Source organism: Luteococcus sediminum, from assembly GCF_054783495.1.
Genome location: NZ_BAAGQL010000006.1, coordinates 172,112 through 186,436 on the forward strand (window position 1 = coordinate 172,112; position 14,325 = coordinate 186,436).

The window sequence follows — 14,325 nt, forward strand, 5'->3', positions numbered from 1 at the left end:
GGCCTCGCCGCCAACCGACGGTCACGTCAGCCGATGGTTCCAGCTCACTTGGCAGGTGCGGTGACGTCGCGCTCCCAGAAGCGCAGGGTGCCGAAGGCCTTGACCGCCGCCTTCGGATCCTCCAGCAGCACCCAGCCCTCGTCGGGCTTCACGCCGGCCGCCACCAGCAGCGCCGAGGCATCGGCGGTGTAGCCGCTCACCTTGTAGTTGTCATGGGCCTCGGTGACGAAGTCACGCGCCTGCGGGATGTCGGCAAGCGTGGCCGCGGCCTCCTTGGTGACCAGCACGGCGACGGCGTCGTAGAGCGCCGCCTTCACACCCTTGATGAACTGCCCGCCGGGCTGCTTGGCGCCGTCGGACAGGGTCACCCCGCCGACGGCGGGGGTGATGACCTCCACCTGCCCGCCCACGCCGGTGACCTCGGCCACCAGCGCCTTCAACTGCTTGGCATCGGTGCCCTCGCCCACCAGCAGGCCCAACTTGCGGCCGCCGAAGTCCTTCGGGCCGTTCTTGAGGATGCTCAGCGCCGGCGACGGATCCAGGTCGTGGCGCGGGGCCACCGCAGCCTTCGAGGCCTCCGGCAGCTCCATGGCCAGGCCGTCGGCCACCTGCTGGGCCAGCTTCTCGTCCACATTGCGCAGGTTGCCCAGCATGCGGGTGCGGATCTGCGGCACCTCGCACTTGCTCAGCTCGAAGACGAAGGCGTCGACGATGTGCTGCTGCTCCACCGGGGTCTGCGAGGCGTAGAACTGGTGTGCCTGCGAGTAGTGGTCGGCGAAGGACTCCGGACGGGTCTGGCGCATGGTGCCGTCGACCGGGGTCTGGAAGGGCTGGTAGCCCTTCTCGGGGCTCTCGCGCGGGCCGCGGTCGTCGCCGGTCCACGAGTTCGGCTCGTAGTTGGCGCGGCCGGCATGCTGCTGGGTCTGCATGTGGCCGTCGCGGTGGAAGTTGTGCATCGGGCACTTGGGGGCATTGACCGGGATCTGGGTGAAGTTGGTCGAGCCCAGGCGCTTCAGCTGCGTGTCGAGGTAGCTGAAGTTGCGGCCCTGCAGCAGCGGGTCATTGGTGAAGTCGATGCCGCGCACGATGTTCTGCGTCATGAAGGCGACCTGCTCGGTCTCCTCGAAGTGGTTGCTGGTGGTGCGGTTCAGCGTCATCTTGCCGATCGGGCGCACCGGAACCAGTTCCTCGGGGATGATCTTGGTCGGGTCGAGGATGTCGAAGTCGAAGGAGTCGGCGAAGGCGTCGTCGAAGACCTGCACGCCCAGCTCCCACTCGGGGAAGTCGCCGGCGCTGATCGAGTCCCACAGGTCGCGACGGTGGAAATCGGGATCGGCGCCGTTGATGCTGAGCGCCTCGGGCCAGGTGACCGACTGCATGCCCTGCAGCGGCTTCCAGTGGAACTTCACGAAGTGCGACTCGCCTGCCTCGTTGATGAAGCGGAAGGTGTGCACGCCGAAGCCCTCCATGAAGCGGAAGGAGCGCGGGATGGCGCGGTCGCTCATCGCCCACAGCACCGTGTGGGTGCTCTCGGGCATCAGCGAGACGAAGTCCCAGAAGGTGTCATGGGCGCTCTGGGCCTGCGGGAAGCCACGGTCGGGCTCCTCCTTCACCGCGTGCACCAGGTCGGGGAACTTGAAGGCGTCCTGGACGAAGAAGACCGGGGCATTGTTGCCCACCAGGTCCCAGTTGCCCTCACGCGTGTAGAACTTCGTCGCGAAGCCGCGGATGTCGCGGGCCAGGTCGAAGGAGCCCTTGTTGCCGGCGACGGTGGAGAAGCGGACGAAGACCTCGGTCTTCTCCCCGGCGCGCTGGAAGATGTCGGCGCAGGTCAGCTCGGACAGGCTCTCGTAGGTCTCGAAGACGCCGTGGGCGCCCGAGCCGCGAGCGTGCACGACGCGCTCCGGGATGCGCTCGTGGTCGAAGTGGAAGATCTTGTCGCGAAAGATGTGGTCCTGCAGCGCGACCGGGCCGCGGTTGCCGGCGGTCACCTGGTTCTGGTTGGTGGCGACCGGGTGGCCTTGGGTGTCGGTCAGGACATCGTCGGTGCCGGTGGCCTGCTGGTGGGTCTCGCCACCCTGGCCGGTCGGGTCGTCGAGGGTGACGGGATTGTCCGCGGCGGGCTGGGCCGGGTACTTGGGGGTGTACTCGTCGGGCGTGGGAGTCATCATCGATCCTTCCGTGGCTCGTCAGAGCCGAGACAGCAGTCGCTATGCCTCCCACACTGGCGCGAAGATGCCCCGCAGGCCACACCCCCAAGGGGATTGGGGGCCGTGTTCAGCTGTCGGTGGACAGATTCGGGGCTCGGTCGGGATCAGCCCAGGCGAAGGCCCCACAATTCGTCGCCCGTGATGAACAGCATCCGGCGGTCGGCGTCGAAGGCCACATTGGAGACCGTGCCGGGCACAGGGATCTCCGCGAGGTGCGACGCATCGGCGTCGTGGACGTGCACGGCACGGTCGGCGCTGCTCCACACCCGGCCCTCCGCTCCACCCGTCCTGACGGGTCCAGACGGTAGACGCTGGTGTGGTCAAGCTCCGGCGTGGCCGGGTAGTCCTCCTGGGGCTTGCTGATCCCGAAGATGGGGTCGGTGAACCAGATGGCGCCGTCGCGGGCCACCGTCACGTCATTGGGGGGTCAGCCGACGGCCGTCGAAGCTGTCCGTGAGCACGGTCGTGGAGCCGTCGGCGTGCACCTCGCTGATCGCGCGCCGCCCGTGCTCGTACTGCACCAGCCGATCGTCCACCAGGAGTACCTGCGCACGACCCTTCCATTCCTCACGGACCAACCCTGAAGGGAGCTCGCACCGTTTCATCCTGGGTGGTGCGGAACGACTTGCCAGCCAGTGGGGACAAGGGGCCGACGTGCTGGACCCAACCCCGGTCTTCCCCGCTTGGAACACCATCGCCCCTGACAGCCCGCCTGAGCCAAGCCCGGCACAGCATGGTCGTGGCATGACAGCGCGTTGTTCGACTTCGTCATGCAAAGCGCCTGACAAAATCCGGCGCTCGCGTGCGATGAGCGCGTGCTGCGTCTCGGGTGACTGCTTGGCGAAGTGCCGCTGCCGGCGGGTCTCACCGTCCGACAGCCAAGTCCAAGCCAGCAAGGCGCCGACTGCCACCGGCGCGAGCACGATCACGAGCCACGCGGGCAGGTGGCCCATCAGTGCGGCGACTCCCGCCGCGCTGAGAGTGACGGCAGTGCCGCCGATCTTGAGGGTCATGTGTCTCCTCGGAAGGGTTGTCGAGGCTCTTGGTGGGTGCGGTGTGTCGCTAGACGGTATGGGTGACCCCGATCGGGGGTGAAGCTCTGGCAGGCCGGGGCCTCACCGCGCAACGATTCGTGGGTTGCCGGACAGGGGCGTCCTGTCTGGCCTTTCCGACATACGTGGGAGGCCCCGGTTGTTTACCGAGCGTACGAGTGTTGGCCTGGACGTGCATGCCCGCAGCGTCGTGGCGCATGCCATGGACGTCCAGACCGGCGAGATCTTCAAAGCAAGACTCTGCCCCGACCCCGCCGAAGTGACGGCATGGATCAAGGCCCTGCCCGGACCAGCGGCGGCGATCTATGAAGCCGGCCCAACCGGCTATGGCCTGGCCAGGACGTTGCTGGCCAGTGACATCAGCACGGTCGTTGCGGCCCCATCCAAACTGCAACGCCCCTCAGGCAGCCGCGTGAAGACCGATGCGATCGACGCCGAACACCCGTCAGTTGCGGCTGGATGCGTACTCGGCGGTCACCGTCCCCGACGAGCTCACCGAAGCTGCCCGCGACCTCGTCCGCGCCCGCGAGGACTGCCGCAGTGATCTGATGCGAGCCCGACACCGGCTCTCGAAGCTCCTGCTGCGCCACGGGATCGTCTACTCGGGCGGGCAGGCCTGGGTCGGCGCCCACGACGCCTGGCTCAAGCGGCAGCGCTTCGACTCGCCCCTGGTTCAGGCCGCGTTCGACGAAGCCTACGACAGTGTGATCACGATCACGGCCCGCCGTGATCGTCTCGATGAACGCATCGCCGCGATGGCTGCCGACAGTCCGTGGAGCGACACCGTCCGTCGGCTCGGCTGTTTGCGCGGGATCTCCACCCTGACTGGGTTCGGGTTGGCGGTCGAGATCGGCGACTGGACCCGGTTCACCGGCAACTCGATCGGCTCGTTCGTCGGCCTGATCCCCTCGGAGAACTCATCCGGCCAGTCCCGCTCGCTCGGGCCGATCACCAAGACCGGCAACAGTCACGCGCGCCGACTCCTGGTTGAGGCCGCCTGGCATCACCAGCACCGCTACGTCCCCGGCAAGACGATCCGCGACCGCTGGGACCTCGCCTCCCCGGCCGCCCGGGCCCGCGGAGACCTGGGCAACCGACGCCTCAACCATCGCTGGAACCAGTTCAAGAAGCGCAAGAAGCGACCCATCGTCGCCAACGCCGCGATCGCCCGCGAACTCGCCGGCTGGTGCTGGTCGCTCGCCGTCCTCGAGGACTGAACCCGAGGCCACAAACTTGGCCCGAGGACCGGCCGGCGAGGGGTGACGCAGCGACCGGAACGACCCGCGATACAACTATGAGCAGCCGCCCTGACCGGCGGCGACGCTCGACTCTAGACACGCGTGACGTTCCGAGCCGAAAGCACCGTCCTGCGGTAACCAACCCGCGAATATCAGACTGACATCGCCGTCGACAGACACGCGAAACCCCTCGTCAAAACCACTTCGGGTCAACACAAGGAGAGGCGCCACCAAACATCCAGCCTGGTGGCGCCTCGTCCTGCCCTCTTGACAAAACCCACACCCATATCAGTTGTTCCTAGTCCGTATTCGGCTGCATGCTCGAAAGCCTGGTCAATGGGGCGACCTGGGCTGGGTGTCCATGGCCCACGAGAAGTAGCACGACTCGGTATCGCGCGCGTGAGAATACAACGTAGAGCAGACGGCTCGTGTTCACGTATGGGGGCTGCTCGCGGTTGCCGAAGAAGTCGGTCGCTCGGAGGATGACGATGGTCGCATCGGCCTCACGGCCCTTTGTCTGATGCAAGTTCATCAACTGGACCTCGCCTGGATCGTCGGCAACGTCGGTCAACAGCCCGGATGCCGCTTGCTTTGCCTCACGTGCCAGAGCAAGCACTCCACCTCGGTCGCCGCGTGACCGCTTCGCCCGCGCAACCATCGGGAGTAGCAGTTTACCGGCCTGACTCCAGGCGCGACCCTTGCTCGGCAGCCCGATGTCTGAGTGGGCAAGTCGCGCGATCTTCGCGGCGCTGTCCATAGATGCATCCTTGAGCGAGTCTTGGATGTCAGTGAGCCGTGCCTGAAGGATCGTTGAACCCCCGCCCTCCATGATGTCGCGGGCTAGGCGCGGGACATGCGAACCCTTCTGCGCACTGGCGACGAACACCGCAAGCGACTGCACAACATCGCTCCATGGACTCTGGCCCTGGGCATACCTGCACATCTCCACCTGGGCCAGGAGCGCCAGGCTCATGGCGTCGGAGAGCCCGGCGATGTCGTGGTCGATGCCCTCTTCGTTGAGGCCGTCTGAGAGGGAGGCGAGCATGTCGTTGTGGTGACAGTAGACCCCGACGCTGAGTCCGTCCTCAGTCAGGGCACGCACACGAGCGGCTACAGTCTCCGCCTCATGCTGTGAGTCAATCTCACTTTCGACTGCGAGCCGACCGGTACTCAGCCCCGTACGGATCGCATCATGCTCGAAGTCACGGCGCATGATCGCCTCAGCGATTGCAGGGATCAGCCCGGTTGGGTCTCGGTGGGAGGCGGGCGGCAAGGTCACCACCCCGTCAGGGCCGGCCTCGCGAGCGGCTTCATTAATCCGCTCAGGGTGCACTCCGTCTGCGCTGCGGAAGGTGTAGATGCACTGATTGGGGTCGCCTAGGAGGATGCGCCGGGATCGGGGAGAGACAGCATCGACTAGACGCGCCTGAAACGTGTCGGTGTCCTGAAACTCGTCCACGATGACCAAGCCCCAGCGACGCTCGACGTGCTGACGCACAGCCTCGGACGCTTCGATCAGTTTCAACGCCACGGGAATTAGGTCGTCGTACTCCAGTGACTCTGGCTCGTTCAAGAGTCTGTGGTAGGCGGGCGGTCTCAGAACCGGGTTCTCGTGCCCCAAGATCGCCCCGAAGCGACGGACGATTGACCACGCCAGGGCGTGGAATGTGGTCACCTCGACGAAAGGGCTCCAGGGCCCGACGACACCCCGTGCGCGCTGGAGCACACGACTCACAGACGCACGCGAGAACGAGAGGAACAGCACGCGGTCGGGTCCATCCTGACGCTCCAGATGAGCACGAGCGGCGGCGCATGCAGTCGTGGTCTTGCCTGTGCCCGCGCCTCCCAGCACGACCATCAGAGGTAGCGTCGAGTCGATGACAGGTCTTTGTTCAGTCGTCGGTTCGAAGTTCATCGGTCGCTCAGGTCCACTCGACCGCCCGAACCGTCATGGAGTTCCCTGAGTACTGCCGCCGCGATAGGTGGGACATGGCCCCTGGGAAGCGCTTCGACCCACGGAGCGTGTAGTCCAGGCTTCCTCTTCAGCAGTTTCCGGTCGAGCACCGCCCCCGAGAGAGTGGTGCCATCTGTCGTGTCTAGGTCGGCCAGATCGGGTAAGCCCCAATCGGATGGCACCAGACCGTAGCCCGCGACGATGCCCCGGATCGCTCTCCGTAGCGCGAGCGCGTCCAGCCCATGGACGAGCGCCCGTTCGATAGCAGTCCGTTCCGGCAACACGATGAGTTGCTCGGTCAGGTCCTCCAGTTCCGTGTAAAGGTCCTCGTCCGCCCCCGGAGAATCGTTGTCCACCACGGCGCGCACATGGAAGCCAAGTTCGATTGCGAGCCGCGCCAGGTCCGCCAGCCTGTCCTTGCCGCCCGTCTCTCCTGGAGCGCTCAACAGCCTCATGCCACGGCTTGATAGGTCACCTTCCGCGTGCCCGAGCAACACCATCCTTCGCGCGACCGCTTGTAGCCCTTCGACATCGTGCGGCCCTTCCAGAAGCACAACAGTACGGCTGGTGCACGCTGCCAGAAGGTGAGGCAGCAGGTCCCGGCGAGCGCGCCTGACCTTCCTGTCTGACGAGGTTGCCAGCCGGTGTTGCTCGCGCGAGCCGTGACTGCGGGTGAGACGGACGATCTCCTCCGGCTTGAACGCTCGGAGCGAATCCGCCCTGCGGGTGCTGATCCAGGTCTGGCTGGACGCCCTCCCGAGCCGCAGCGCCAGGTGCTCTGCTCCCGAAGCGTCGAGGGTGTCATCGAAGTCATCGGCGATGACCACTAACCCCTGATCGGAGGCCCGCTTAGCGGCGGCTACTGCCTCGGCACTCGCCACGACCGCCCGAGCAGTCGAGCCGTGACTCGTTAACGGCAGCATCCCTCCCTCACCGAGTTCCAAGGCGGGACGCAGGGCGCGCAGCAACCCGGCCAGCGAACCGTCCTCAGCGACAAAGGACACGTCAGCCGGGTCATCGACGCCGAGGAGCGCTGTGACCCCGGCGTCGAGGACCTCCGTGACGGTCTCCGAGACGGCTTCGCTCTGACTGAAGGTCTCTGTGGCTTCTTCAACGTCTCCCATCAGCCCGTCGAGTGCCTCCCGCACCGCGTCCGGGCGGGCGTCGTCCATCAGCCCCCGGAACGCGCCCTCAACCCGCACCTGGAGCGGTGCCTCACTCTGGACCCATGCGACAGGCAGCGCCTCGCGCTCCACCCGTCGCGCGCGAGCGAAGGAGTCGTTGTCTGGGTCGCTGTCTCGCGCCCAATCCACCCAGTGCTCACCGGTGTCAGTCTCGTCGTCATACCGGGCGCGGTAACACAGACGAACACCCAACTCGGGCTCACACTCATCATCTTTCGTGGCGGGGAGGCCGCTCTCCGGGTTCAGCAACTCCAGCCTTGCGTCAAGCAACTGCTCCAGGTCGTCGCCAAGATTGGTCAGCGTGACCTCAACCTCGGTCAGAGAGTCCGTAACCGGGTGATGAATGTCGAGCGGGTCAACCCGCGCGCTGGTGCTCCTCGGGTGCAGGACTCTGCGCAAGGCCAAGAGGAGGTCGGATCTCCCAGCCCTTGGCTCACCAATGAGGGCGACGTGTCCGTTGAGGCGCAAGTCCGCCGACTGGAAGCCACGGAACCGTTGCACACGAACGCGGCGCACGAACATTGACCAACCTCCTCGTTGACGACTGACGACCGACGTGGCAAGCATGCCCGAAAACGACCGTTAGTGAAGCACCGCCACGCGCAAGGGCTGAGCGGTCGATTCGGCGTCTCAGAACCCGTGTCCGGTATCTACGCCCGAAACCAGAGTGTCAGAGGCTTCTGAGACGGTGAGAGTGAAGCACCCGACAAGAGAAGGACTCGGACCATGGCACTCATCGGATACGCCCGCGTGAGCACCCAAGATCAGCACATGGACCTCCAGCGCGACGCCCTCCAGGCAGCAGGCGTGGAGAGAGTCTTCGAGGAGGCTGCCTCGGGAGCCAAAACGGACCGACCGGAGTTGGCAGCGTGCATGGACTACCTCCGCACAGGTGACACTTTGGCAGTCTGGCGATTGGATCGACTAGGGCGGTCCCTTCCCCATCTGCTGGAAGTCGTTGACTTGTTGCGAGATCGGGGCGTGCACTTCCGTAGCCTCACGGAGGGCTTCGATACCAGCACTGCCGGGGGGCGAATGATCTTCTCAGTGCTCGGTGCGCTCGCAGAGATGGAACGTGCTCTAATCCAGGAGCTTATCTACACGCCGCGACCCGATGTGAGTGACGTGGGTTTGCTACACGCGTGCTGACGTGTCTCGCCGATATCCTGCACGNGGCGATCCTCCAACCAGTCGCCCGCTTTCGATTTACCTCAGCCTTCTTCGCATACCACTGCTGTTGATCTTCGGTTCGACCTGTGACGTACGCGCTTCTGCGCCCCTCGAAGTCACTATCTCGAAGGTCTTGCATCCCTGGGGTTACGAGTGGGCCGGGCGAGGTAATCGTGATGCGATCGGATGCTTCCTTCCCAATCTTGGCCAGTCGCTCGCGCAAGATTGCTTGAGCCTGCGACGAGTCAAGATCAACCCTGAACGGGTCGGCACCGACGGCATACCTCCAGGCCAGCGTCTTTGCCGATTCCGCGAGTGCGCGACCGTCATACCACTGCTCCTCCGGCTTGCGTGCCCAGCCGGCGAGTTCTGCGATCAGCGCCAAAGTGAAACCTCCGAGGATGATCGCTGCCGCGAGATCGAGACGTCCCGCCCGAAGCGAGAAGACTGCTCCGAGCGCGGCCACGACACTGCCCCCCAGCCTCATCTGCTCAAAGCGCAGAGTCCACCTTTGCCCGCTTCCAGACGCCTTGTCCGCGTCTTGCCAGAATCCGGGGAGGTCGGCGTCAGTCAGAGGTCGGGCCATCAGCAAGAGGAGTTGTAGGACCGGAGGTCACGGGTGTTGTCTACCAGGTAAGCACGCGTGCTGCGCGCCTCGTAAGCGGTCTCGATGAGACTAGCCAGGCTGCTGGCGCTGGTCGGGTACTTCCACCATCGGGCGTACCCATCCTCCCCGTCCACGTTGTCCGCAACACGGGCGGGGAGTTGCTTGTCGTAGTAGTCAGCGGCAGAGGGCAGCGTGATGGCCAGCAGCCCGCTCCGGCTGGCCGTAGGGGTGTTGCGCAGCGAAGCAGCCACCTCCCAGTCCACGAACTTTCGGGCCCATGTGCACTTGCCCACTAGCACGATGGTCACCGTCGTGTCCCGAAGGTACTTCTCCCGAATCCTCGCTTTGATGTAGTCCTCGTTGTCGCTGTTGATGATGTCGCCCGCCATGCTGGCTCCGATGCCCCGCGCGATGAGAACGTCCTGATCGTGATCGAAGTCCTGGATGAACTGCTGTACTTCGGACTCGTCATCGTGGTGATACGAGATGAAGCACTTGCGACGGGTGTGGCTACCGAGTCCCATGAGACGCCCTCCTCTAGGGCCTGCCCCGTTGCCGACCCTGCGCCAAGACTAGGAGTCAACCCATCCCGCGAGGCAGGGACGCGCCGGGCCCACTCCTAAGGTCCGCTGAGAATTGGCGCCCCTCCCGCCCTTGCGCCCGGCGGGCGGCGAGACGCAGCATGAAAGTGCAGAGGCCCCGAGCCGCTCCCCTGGCGATCCAGGCGGGCGATACGGGGCCTCTGCCGTGCGTCGTGAGAGGGTCAGACGGCCTGCGGGTACTTCTTCGCGAGAGCGGTCTGCACGTCGGCCTCGGTGAGCGTGGTCATCGCCTCACGGGATAGAGCGGAGCCTCCGACGCGCCCCGCCCGAGCGGTCCTTACGGCATCGAGCATCTGCCTCGCGCTCCTCGCGTTCGCCCAGCCCTGCGGAGGTGCGGCGACGAGGCGCCGATAGCCACGCTCCAGCACGTCCAGAGCCTCTGGGGTGAAGGAGTCCTGTCCCTGGCCCGCCATGCTCGCAGTGATCTGCACCAGCGTGGGCGCGTCGTAGGCAGGGAACTTGATCGTCTCGCAGAAGCGACTCGCGAGGCCGGGGTTCACGGTGAGGAACTGCTGCATCTCACTTTCGTACCCCGCGACGATCACACAAAGGTCCGAGCGGGTGTTCTCCATGAAGGCGAGCAGTTCCGCAACCGCCTCGGGGCCGAAGTCCTGGGTCGTGCTGGGGACGAGCGCATAGGCCTCATCGAGGAAGAAGACCCCACCACGCGCCTCCTCCAACTTCCCGCGCGTCTTGCCTGCGGTCTCCCCGATGTGAGGTGCCACGAGGTCCTGCCTGGATACCTCAACCACACGGTCCGTAGGGAGCAGCCCGAGCGCGCAGAGGACCTCACCCCAGACGCGCGCAACCTCTGTCTTGCCGACCCCCGGAGGGCCGGTGAAGACAGCGTGCATCCCGATCTCGCTACGCTCCACGCCGAGCGCCTGCGCGCGCTGCACCTCGAAATTGACGCGATTCGCCACGGCCCGCACCTGCTCCGCGACGGGCTCCAGCCCGATCAGGCCATCTAGGCGGGCGAGCACGCGGTTCAGCCGCTGCGGGTCGGAGAGGTCGACGCGCCCGGGCTGCATCTCGCGCTCTGGCGCTGGTGCGATGGGCGCCAGGGGTGCGGGTCCCGTTGCCTGTTCCGGACGGGACAGGGGAGGCTGAGGCTGCTGAGGGGGACGGTTGAACAGCGGTGCGGCGGTCCCTGTATCAGCAGCAGGGGCGGTCCCAGCCGCACCTCCCGGCTGGGACTTGCGCCGGAGCGCACCCACCAGCCCTCCGAGCACCGCTCCACCCGGAGCGCCGACCAGGAGCCCGCCCATCGCCATGGCCAGGATCAGGGTGACTGGCAGGGGCACTCCCTCTCGGCTGGCGTCCCCCAGCATCTCGCCCGTGGCGAAGACGCTCACGACGATGAACCCGAGCGCGGCGCCCCACGCCGCATGCTTTCCCACTCGCTTCATGGCCTTACCTTTCCACTCGCCTCTGACGACCCCGGTTGCCTTCGAGGCCTTCCGGCCCCTGCCCGCTTCCCGCCCGTTCCTGGCCTAGTGCCACCCCTTTGCTCCGGCGGAGCCGCCGCCACGATGGCCGCTGCCACCGAGGGGTCGGCAGCCGCCGCCCGGATCGCCCCGCGCACCCACCGCCACCGGGATAGGCGACTTGTCTCCACGAGGTCCGCGAGCATCTGCGCGGTTTCCTCATCCAGCGTGGCCTGGACGGACCGTGCTGCTGTCATGGTTCTCAAACCTAGTCTGTTTGACGATTCTGTAGTATCATCATACATAGTTGCTTTGCTGATCAGGAGGACCCATGGCAACGGAACCAGTCGTCATCGACATCGATGAGTCGCGGAGCCGGATCGCCCCCGCGATACCGCAGGAGGCTGCGGACAACCTCTCGAAGACCCTCCGCCTTCTTGTCCCGCTAGCACGCGCCGCGCGCGTGGCTACCTGCGGGCTCAACACCACTGAGTACGAGGAGATGCACCATGTGCGGCGACCATGAGCATGGCGAACGCCGCTGCGGCTGCTGCGATCCCGCGGCTCGGCGCGCTGCCCGCCGCGAGGCCCGCATGCGAGAAAGGGGCCTAGAGACCGATCCGGACCGCGCCTTCTGCGCCGCCACCGTGGCCGAGCGGGCCGCAATGACCGACGAGCACCCCGAGGCTGCTTTCGATCCCAGCCCGACCGTGCGCGCGGCTGCCGCCCGAGGGCCGCTGACCGAGGAGGTCGAGACCGCGCTGGCGGGGGACGAGACTGCGAGGTTGAGGCGATCGCTCGCCAGTAACCCCGCTTGCACCGCTGCGACGCTGGACGCCCTGAGCATGGACGAGGACCAGGCGGTGCGGGTGGCCGTTTCCAAGCACACCTCCACTCCGCCCGAGACCCTGGAGGTGATGGCCGCCGAACTGGACCGCAGACGTGATCTCGCAATCGCACGCGCCCTGGCCAGCAACCCCCATACACCCATCCGCACGCTGGAGGACTTGCTCCAGATTGGCACCGGGGGTTGGCGGACGCTGGCCGGGGCGGCGCTGCGCGAGCGTGCCGAGGTTGCCGCTGGAGCCGTGCTAGACGGTGCCGAGCGTGCGGGGGATGGCCATCGATGCGACGCGGATCGCGGCGGCGGACGACCTGGACGACGTTCTGGGGGCGATCCTGACGGCCAAGACTGCAAAGGTCGCGAAAGAAATGGCGCCCACGCCCCTGTCCCGTGTCCGTCTGGGGTGTGCTCGATGGACGGCACCGGACGGCAACTACAGCCGTCCGGCTGAGGTCGGTAGTGGCATAGATGGACAGAACTGAAGGGGAGGTCTAGATCGTGACCGGACAAACTGTGGCGTATGTGCGGGTGAGCAGCACAGACCAGAACGTCGCGCGGCAGCACCAGAGCATCCGCGAGGCCGTGGGTGAGCCTGACCGCATCTTCGAGGACCAGTGCAGCGGAGGGACCGCAAACCGCCCCGGACTTGCCGCTCTCCTGGCCCACCTCCGAGAGGACGATGCGCTGGTGGCGAGCAGCATGGACCGGCTGGCTAGGTCGGTGATCGACCTGCACGCGCTGGTGGACGGGCTGACCGACCGAGGGGTGAGCGTCCGGTTCCTGCGCGAGGGGCTGTCCTTCCGCCCCGGTGAGTCTGACCCGACCGGAAGGCTGCTCCTGGGGGTCATGGGCTCAGTCGCCGCCTTCGAGCGTGCCATGATCCGCGAGCTTATCTACACGCCGCGACCCGATGTGAGTGACGTGGGTTTGCTACACGCGTGCTGACGTGTCTCGCCGATATCCTGCACGAAGTGAGTGACGTGGGTTACATTCCGAAATGTGGATGGACCGTTGATGGTCGAGAAGGCGATTGGTCCTGTCGACGGCAGAGTCACGTGGCTGGTACTCGATGACAACCTGGATCCGGTCGATGAGGTCACCCAGTTCGCCTTGTACCTTGATGGTGGTGGCGCGAGCCTAAATACTGTCCGGGCTTATGTTCCTCGCGTCGCCCGTTTCCTGAACTGGTGTCACGTGCAGGGCGTGGATTGGTCGAGGATCTCTTTGCCCCATCTCGTTTTGTACAAGCGGACGCTGGAGGCGGAGCCGACGCCGGCGGGACGAACACGGACAGGCAAGACAGTGAACGCGCACATCACTGCCGTCATTGAGTTTTTTCGTTTCTGTGCTCGGGCGGGTTTCATCGAGTCCGTTGTCGTTGACAGGTTTGTCGAGGTGAAGCATCTACGGTTTCTGCCTGGAGGGATGCCGCGCCGCGAAGGCGGTGTAGAGCGGATCGTCACGGCCAAGGTGATCAAGGCCAAGGAGGTCACTCGGCCGCCGGAAGCGCTGAACGAGGATGAGGTAAACGCGCTTCTTGCCGCGGCCGGCAACATCAGAGACCTGTTCTTGATTCAGTTGATGGTCGAGACCGGCTTGCGGGTTGGTGAAACGTTGGGCTTGCACCGGGAAGATTTGCACTTCCTGCCGGATTCACGGGCTCTGGGTTGCGCGGTTCTGGGTGCCCACTTGCACGTGCGGCGACGGGTCAATGACAACAACGCGCTGGCGAAGAGCCACTATCCGCGTAGCGTCCCCGTCGGATCCGCGGTCGTGGAAACCTATCGTGATTATCAGTACGAGCGCGATCGGCTCGTTCCTCAGTCTTGCTCGGCTTTCGTGTTCCTCAACATGTACGCGACCACCGGCCGGGACTCTCCTATGAAGTACCAAAACACCCGAAATTGCTTGCGCCGGGTCGCGCAGCGAGCAGGTGTTGAGGCGCGGTTGCACATGCTGCGGCACACCGCGGGAACCGCGTGGGCGAGGTCGGGCACTCCGATTGATGTGGTCCAGAAGCTCCTTGGCCATCAGAAC

At 65.6% G+C, this 14,325-nt stretch carries 13 protein-coding genes; 5 read left to right on the top strand and 8 right to left on the bottom strand.

Annotation, left to right across the window (positions count from 1 at the left end):
* Positions 1-44: 44 nt before the first annotated feature.
* The 3 genes from ACYVKA_RS04965 to ACYVKA_RS04975 all read right to left on the bottom strand — a co-directional run bounded on the left by ACYVKA_RS04965 (position 45) and on the right by ACYVKA_RS04975 (position 3,223).
* The gene (locus ACYVKA_RS04965) at positions 45-2,168 is read right to left on the bottom strand and encodes a catalase (RefSeq protein WP_460703451.1); all 2,124 of its coding nucleotides are present in this window, start codon (positions 2,166-2,168) and stop codon (positions 45-47) included.
* 146 nt (positions 2,169-2,314) lie between these two features.
* Positions 2,315-2,476 carry a hypothetical protein gene (locus tag ACYVKA_RS04970; RefSeq protein WP_460703453.1) on the bottom strand — a complete coding sequence of 54 codons (162 nt, stop codon included), beginning with the start codon at positions 2,474-2,476 and terminating at the stop codon, positions 2,315-2,317.
* A gap of 150 nt (positions 2,477-2,626) precedes the next feature.
* Complete coding sequence (locus ACYVKA_RS04975; protein WP_460703455.1) at positions 2,627-3,223, bottom strand: hypothetical protein; 597 nt, start codon at positions 3,221-3,223, stop codon at positions 2,627-2,629.
* 461 nt (positions 3,224-3,684) lie between these two features.
* Between ACYVKA_RS04975 and ACYVKA_RS04980 the strand changes: the two genes are divergently transcribed.
* Positions 3,685-4,479 carry a transposase gene (locus ACYVKA_RS04980; RefSeq protein WP_460703457.1) on the top strand — a complete coding sequence of 265 codons (795 nt, stop codon included), beginning with the start codon at positions 3,685-3,687 and terminating at the stop codon, positions 4,477-4,479.
* Positions 4,480-4,798: 319 nt separating this feature from the next.
* Here the strand turns inward: ACYVKA_RS04980 and ACYVKA_RS04985 are convergent, their stop codons facing one another.
* Entirely contained in the window at positions 4,799-6,415 is a 1,617-nt protein-coding gene (locus ACYVKA_RS04985; protein ID WP_460703459.1) for a UvrD-helicase domain-containing protein, read from the bottom strand.
* Positions 6,412-8,160, bottom strand: coding sequence for a DUF2813 domain-containing protein (locus ACYVKA_RS04990; RefSeq protein WP_460703461.1), 1,749 nt, complete (start codon positions 8,158-8,160; stop codon positions 6,412-6,414). The genes ACYVKA_RS04985 and ACYVKA_RS04990 overlap by 4 nt, the downstream gene beginning before the upstream one ends.
* A 204-nt stretch (positions 8,161-8,364) precedes the next feature.
* On the opposite strand from ACYVKA_RS04990, the gene ACYVKA_RS04995 reads away from it, so the two are divergent.
* A complete protein-coding gene (locus tag ACYVKA_RS04995; RefSeq protein ID WP_460703463.1) occupies positions 8,365-8,787 on the top strand; it encodes a recombinase family protein in 423 nt (140 codons plus the stop codon).
* On the opposite strand, the gene ACYVKA_RS05000 is transcribed toward ACYVKA_RS04995, so the two are convergent.
* From ACYVKA_RS05000 to ACYVKA_RS05010, 3 genes are all read right to left on the bottom strand, one after another.
* Positions 8,732-9,394, bottom strand: coding sequence for a DUF4231 domain-containing protein (locus tag ACYVKA_RS05000; protein WP_460703465.1), 663 nt, complete (start codon positions 9,392-9,394; stop codon positions 8,732-8,734). The genes ACYVKA_RS04995 and ACYVKA_RS05000 overlap by 56 nt on opposite strands.
* Entirely contained in the window at positions 9,394-9,939 is a 546-nt protein-coding gene (locus ACYVKA_RS05005) for a TIR domain-containing protein (RefSeq protein WP_460703467.1), read from the bottom strand. Before ACYVKA_RS05005 ends, ACYVKA_RS05000 begins: the two co-directional genes overlap by 1 nt.
* A gap of 239 nt (positions 9,940-10,178) precedes the next feature.
* Entirely contained in the window at positions 10,179-11,426 is a 1,248-nt protein-coding gene (locus ACYVKA_RS05010; RefSeq protein ID WP_460703469.1) for an AAA family ATPase, read from the bottom strand.
* A 527-nt stretch (positions 11,427-11,953) separates the two neighbouring features.
* On the opposite strand from ACYVKA_RS05010, the gene ACYVKA_RS05015 reads away from it, so the two are divergent.
* From ACYVKA_RS05015 to ACYVKA_RS05025, 3 genes are all read left to right on the top strand, one after another.
* Positions 11,954-12,739, top strand: a complete 786-nt coding sequence (locus tag ACYVKA_RS05015; RefSeq protein ID WP_460703471.1) for a hypothetical protein — start codon at positions 11,954-11,956, stop codon at positions 12,737-12,739.
* 71 nt (positions 12,740-12,810) lie between these two features.
* Positions 12,811-13,233: a recombinase family protein gene (locus tag ACYVKA_RS05020; RefSeq protein ID WP_460703487.1), complete on the top strand. Its 423-nt coding sequence runs from the start codon at positions 12,811-12,813 to the stop codon at positions 13,231-13,233.
* 69 nt (positions 13,234-13,302) lie between these two features.
* Positions 13,303-14,325: tyrosine-type recombinase/integrase (locus ACYVKA_RS05025; protein ID WP_460703473.1), on the top strand; the 1,023-nt coding region annotated here is incomplete at its 3' end.

What these genes read in the sequence shown, in the direction of transcription:
- ACYVKA_RS04985 (WP_460703459.1), bottom strand. Translation starts at nt 6,415, where the DNA reads ATGAACTTCGAACCGACGACTGAACAAAGACCTGTCATCGACTCGACG.
- ACYVKA_RS05010 (WP_460703469.1), bottom strand. Translation starts at nt 11,426, where the DNA reads ATGAAGCGAGTGGGAAAGCATGCGGCGTGGGGCGCCGCGCTCGGGTTC.
- ACYVKA_RS05005 (WP_460703467.1), bottom strand. Translation starts at nt 9,939, where the DNA reads ATGGGACTCGGTAGCCACACCCGTCGCAAGTGCTTCATCTCGTATCAC.
- ACYVKA_RS04995 (WP_460703463.1), top strand. Translation starts at nt 8,365, where the DNA reads ATGGCACTCATCGGATACGCCCGCGTGAGCACCCAAGATCAGCACATG.
- ACYVKA_RS04990 (WP_460703461.1), bottom strand. Translation starts at nt 8,160, where the DNA reads ATGTTCGTGCGCCGCGTTCGTGTGCAACGGTTCCGTGGCTTCCAGTCG.
- ACYVKA_RS04980 (WP_460703457.1), top strand. Translation starts at nt 3,685, where the DNA reads ATGCGATCGACGCCGAACACCCGTCAGTTGCGGCTGGATGCGTACTCG.
- ACYVKA_RS04975 (WP_460703455.1), bottom strand. Translation starts at nt 3,223, where the DNA reads ATGACCCTCAAGATCGGCGGCACTGCCGTCACTCTCAGCGCGGCGGGA.
- ACYVKA_RS05015 (WP_460703471.1), top strand. Translation starts at nt 11,954, where the DNA reads ATGTGCGGCGACCATGAGCATGGCGAACGCCGCTGCGGCTGCTGCGAT.
- ACYVKA_RS04965 (WP_460703451.1), bottom strand. Translation starts at nt 2,168, where the DNA reads ATGACTCCCACGCCCGACGAGTACACCCCCAAGTACCCGGCCCAGCCC.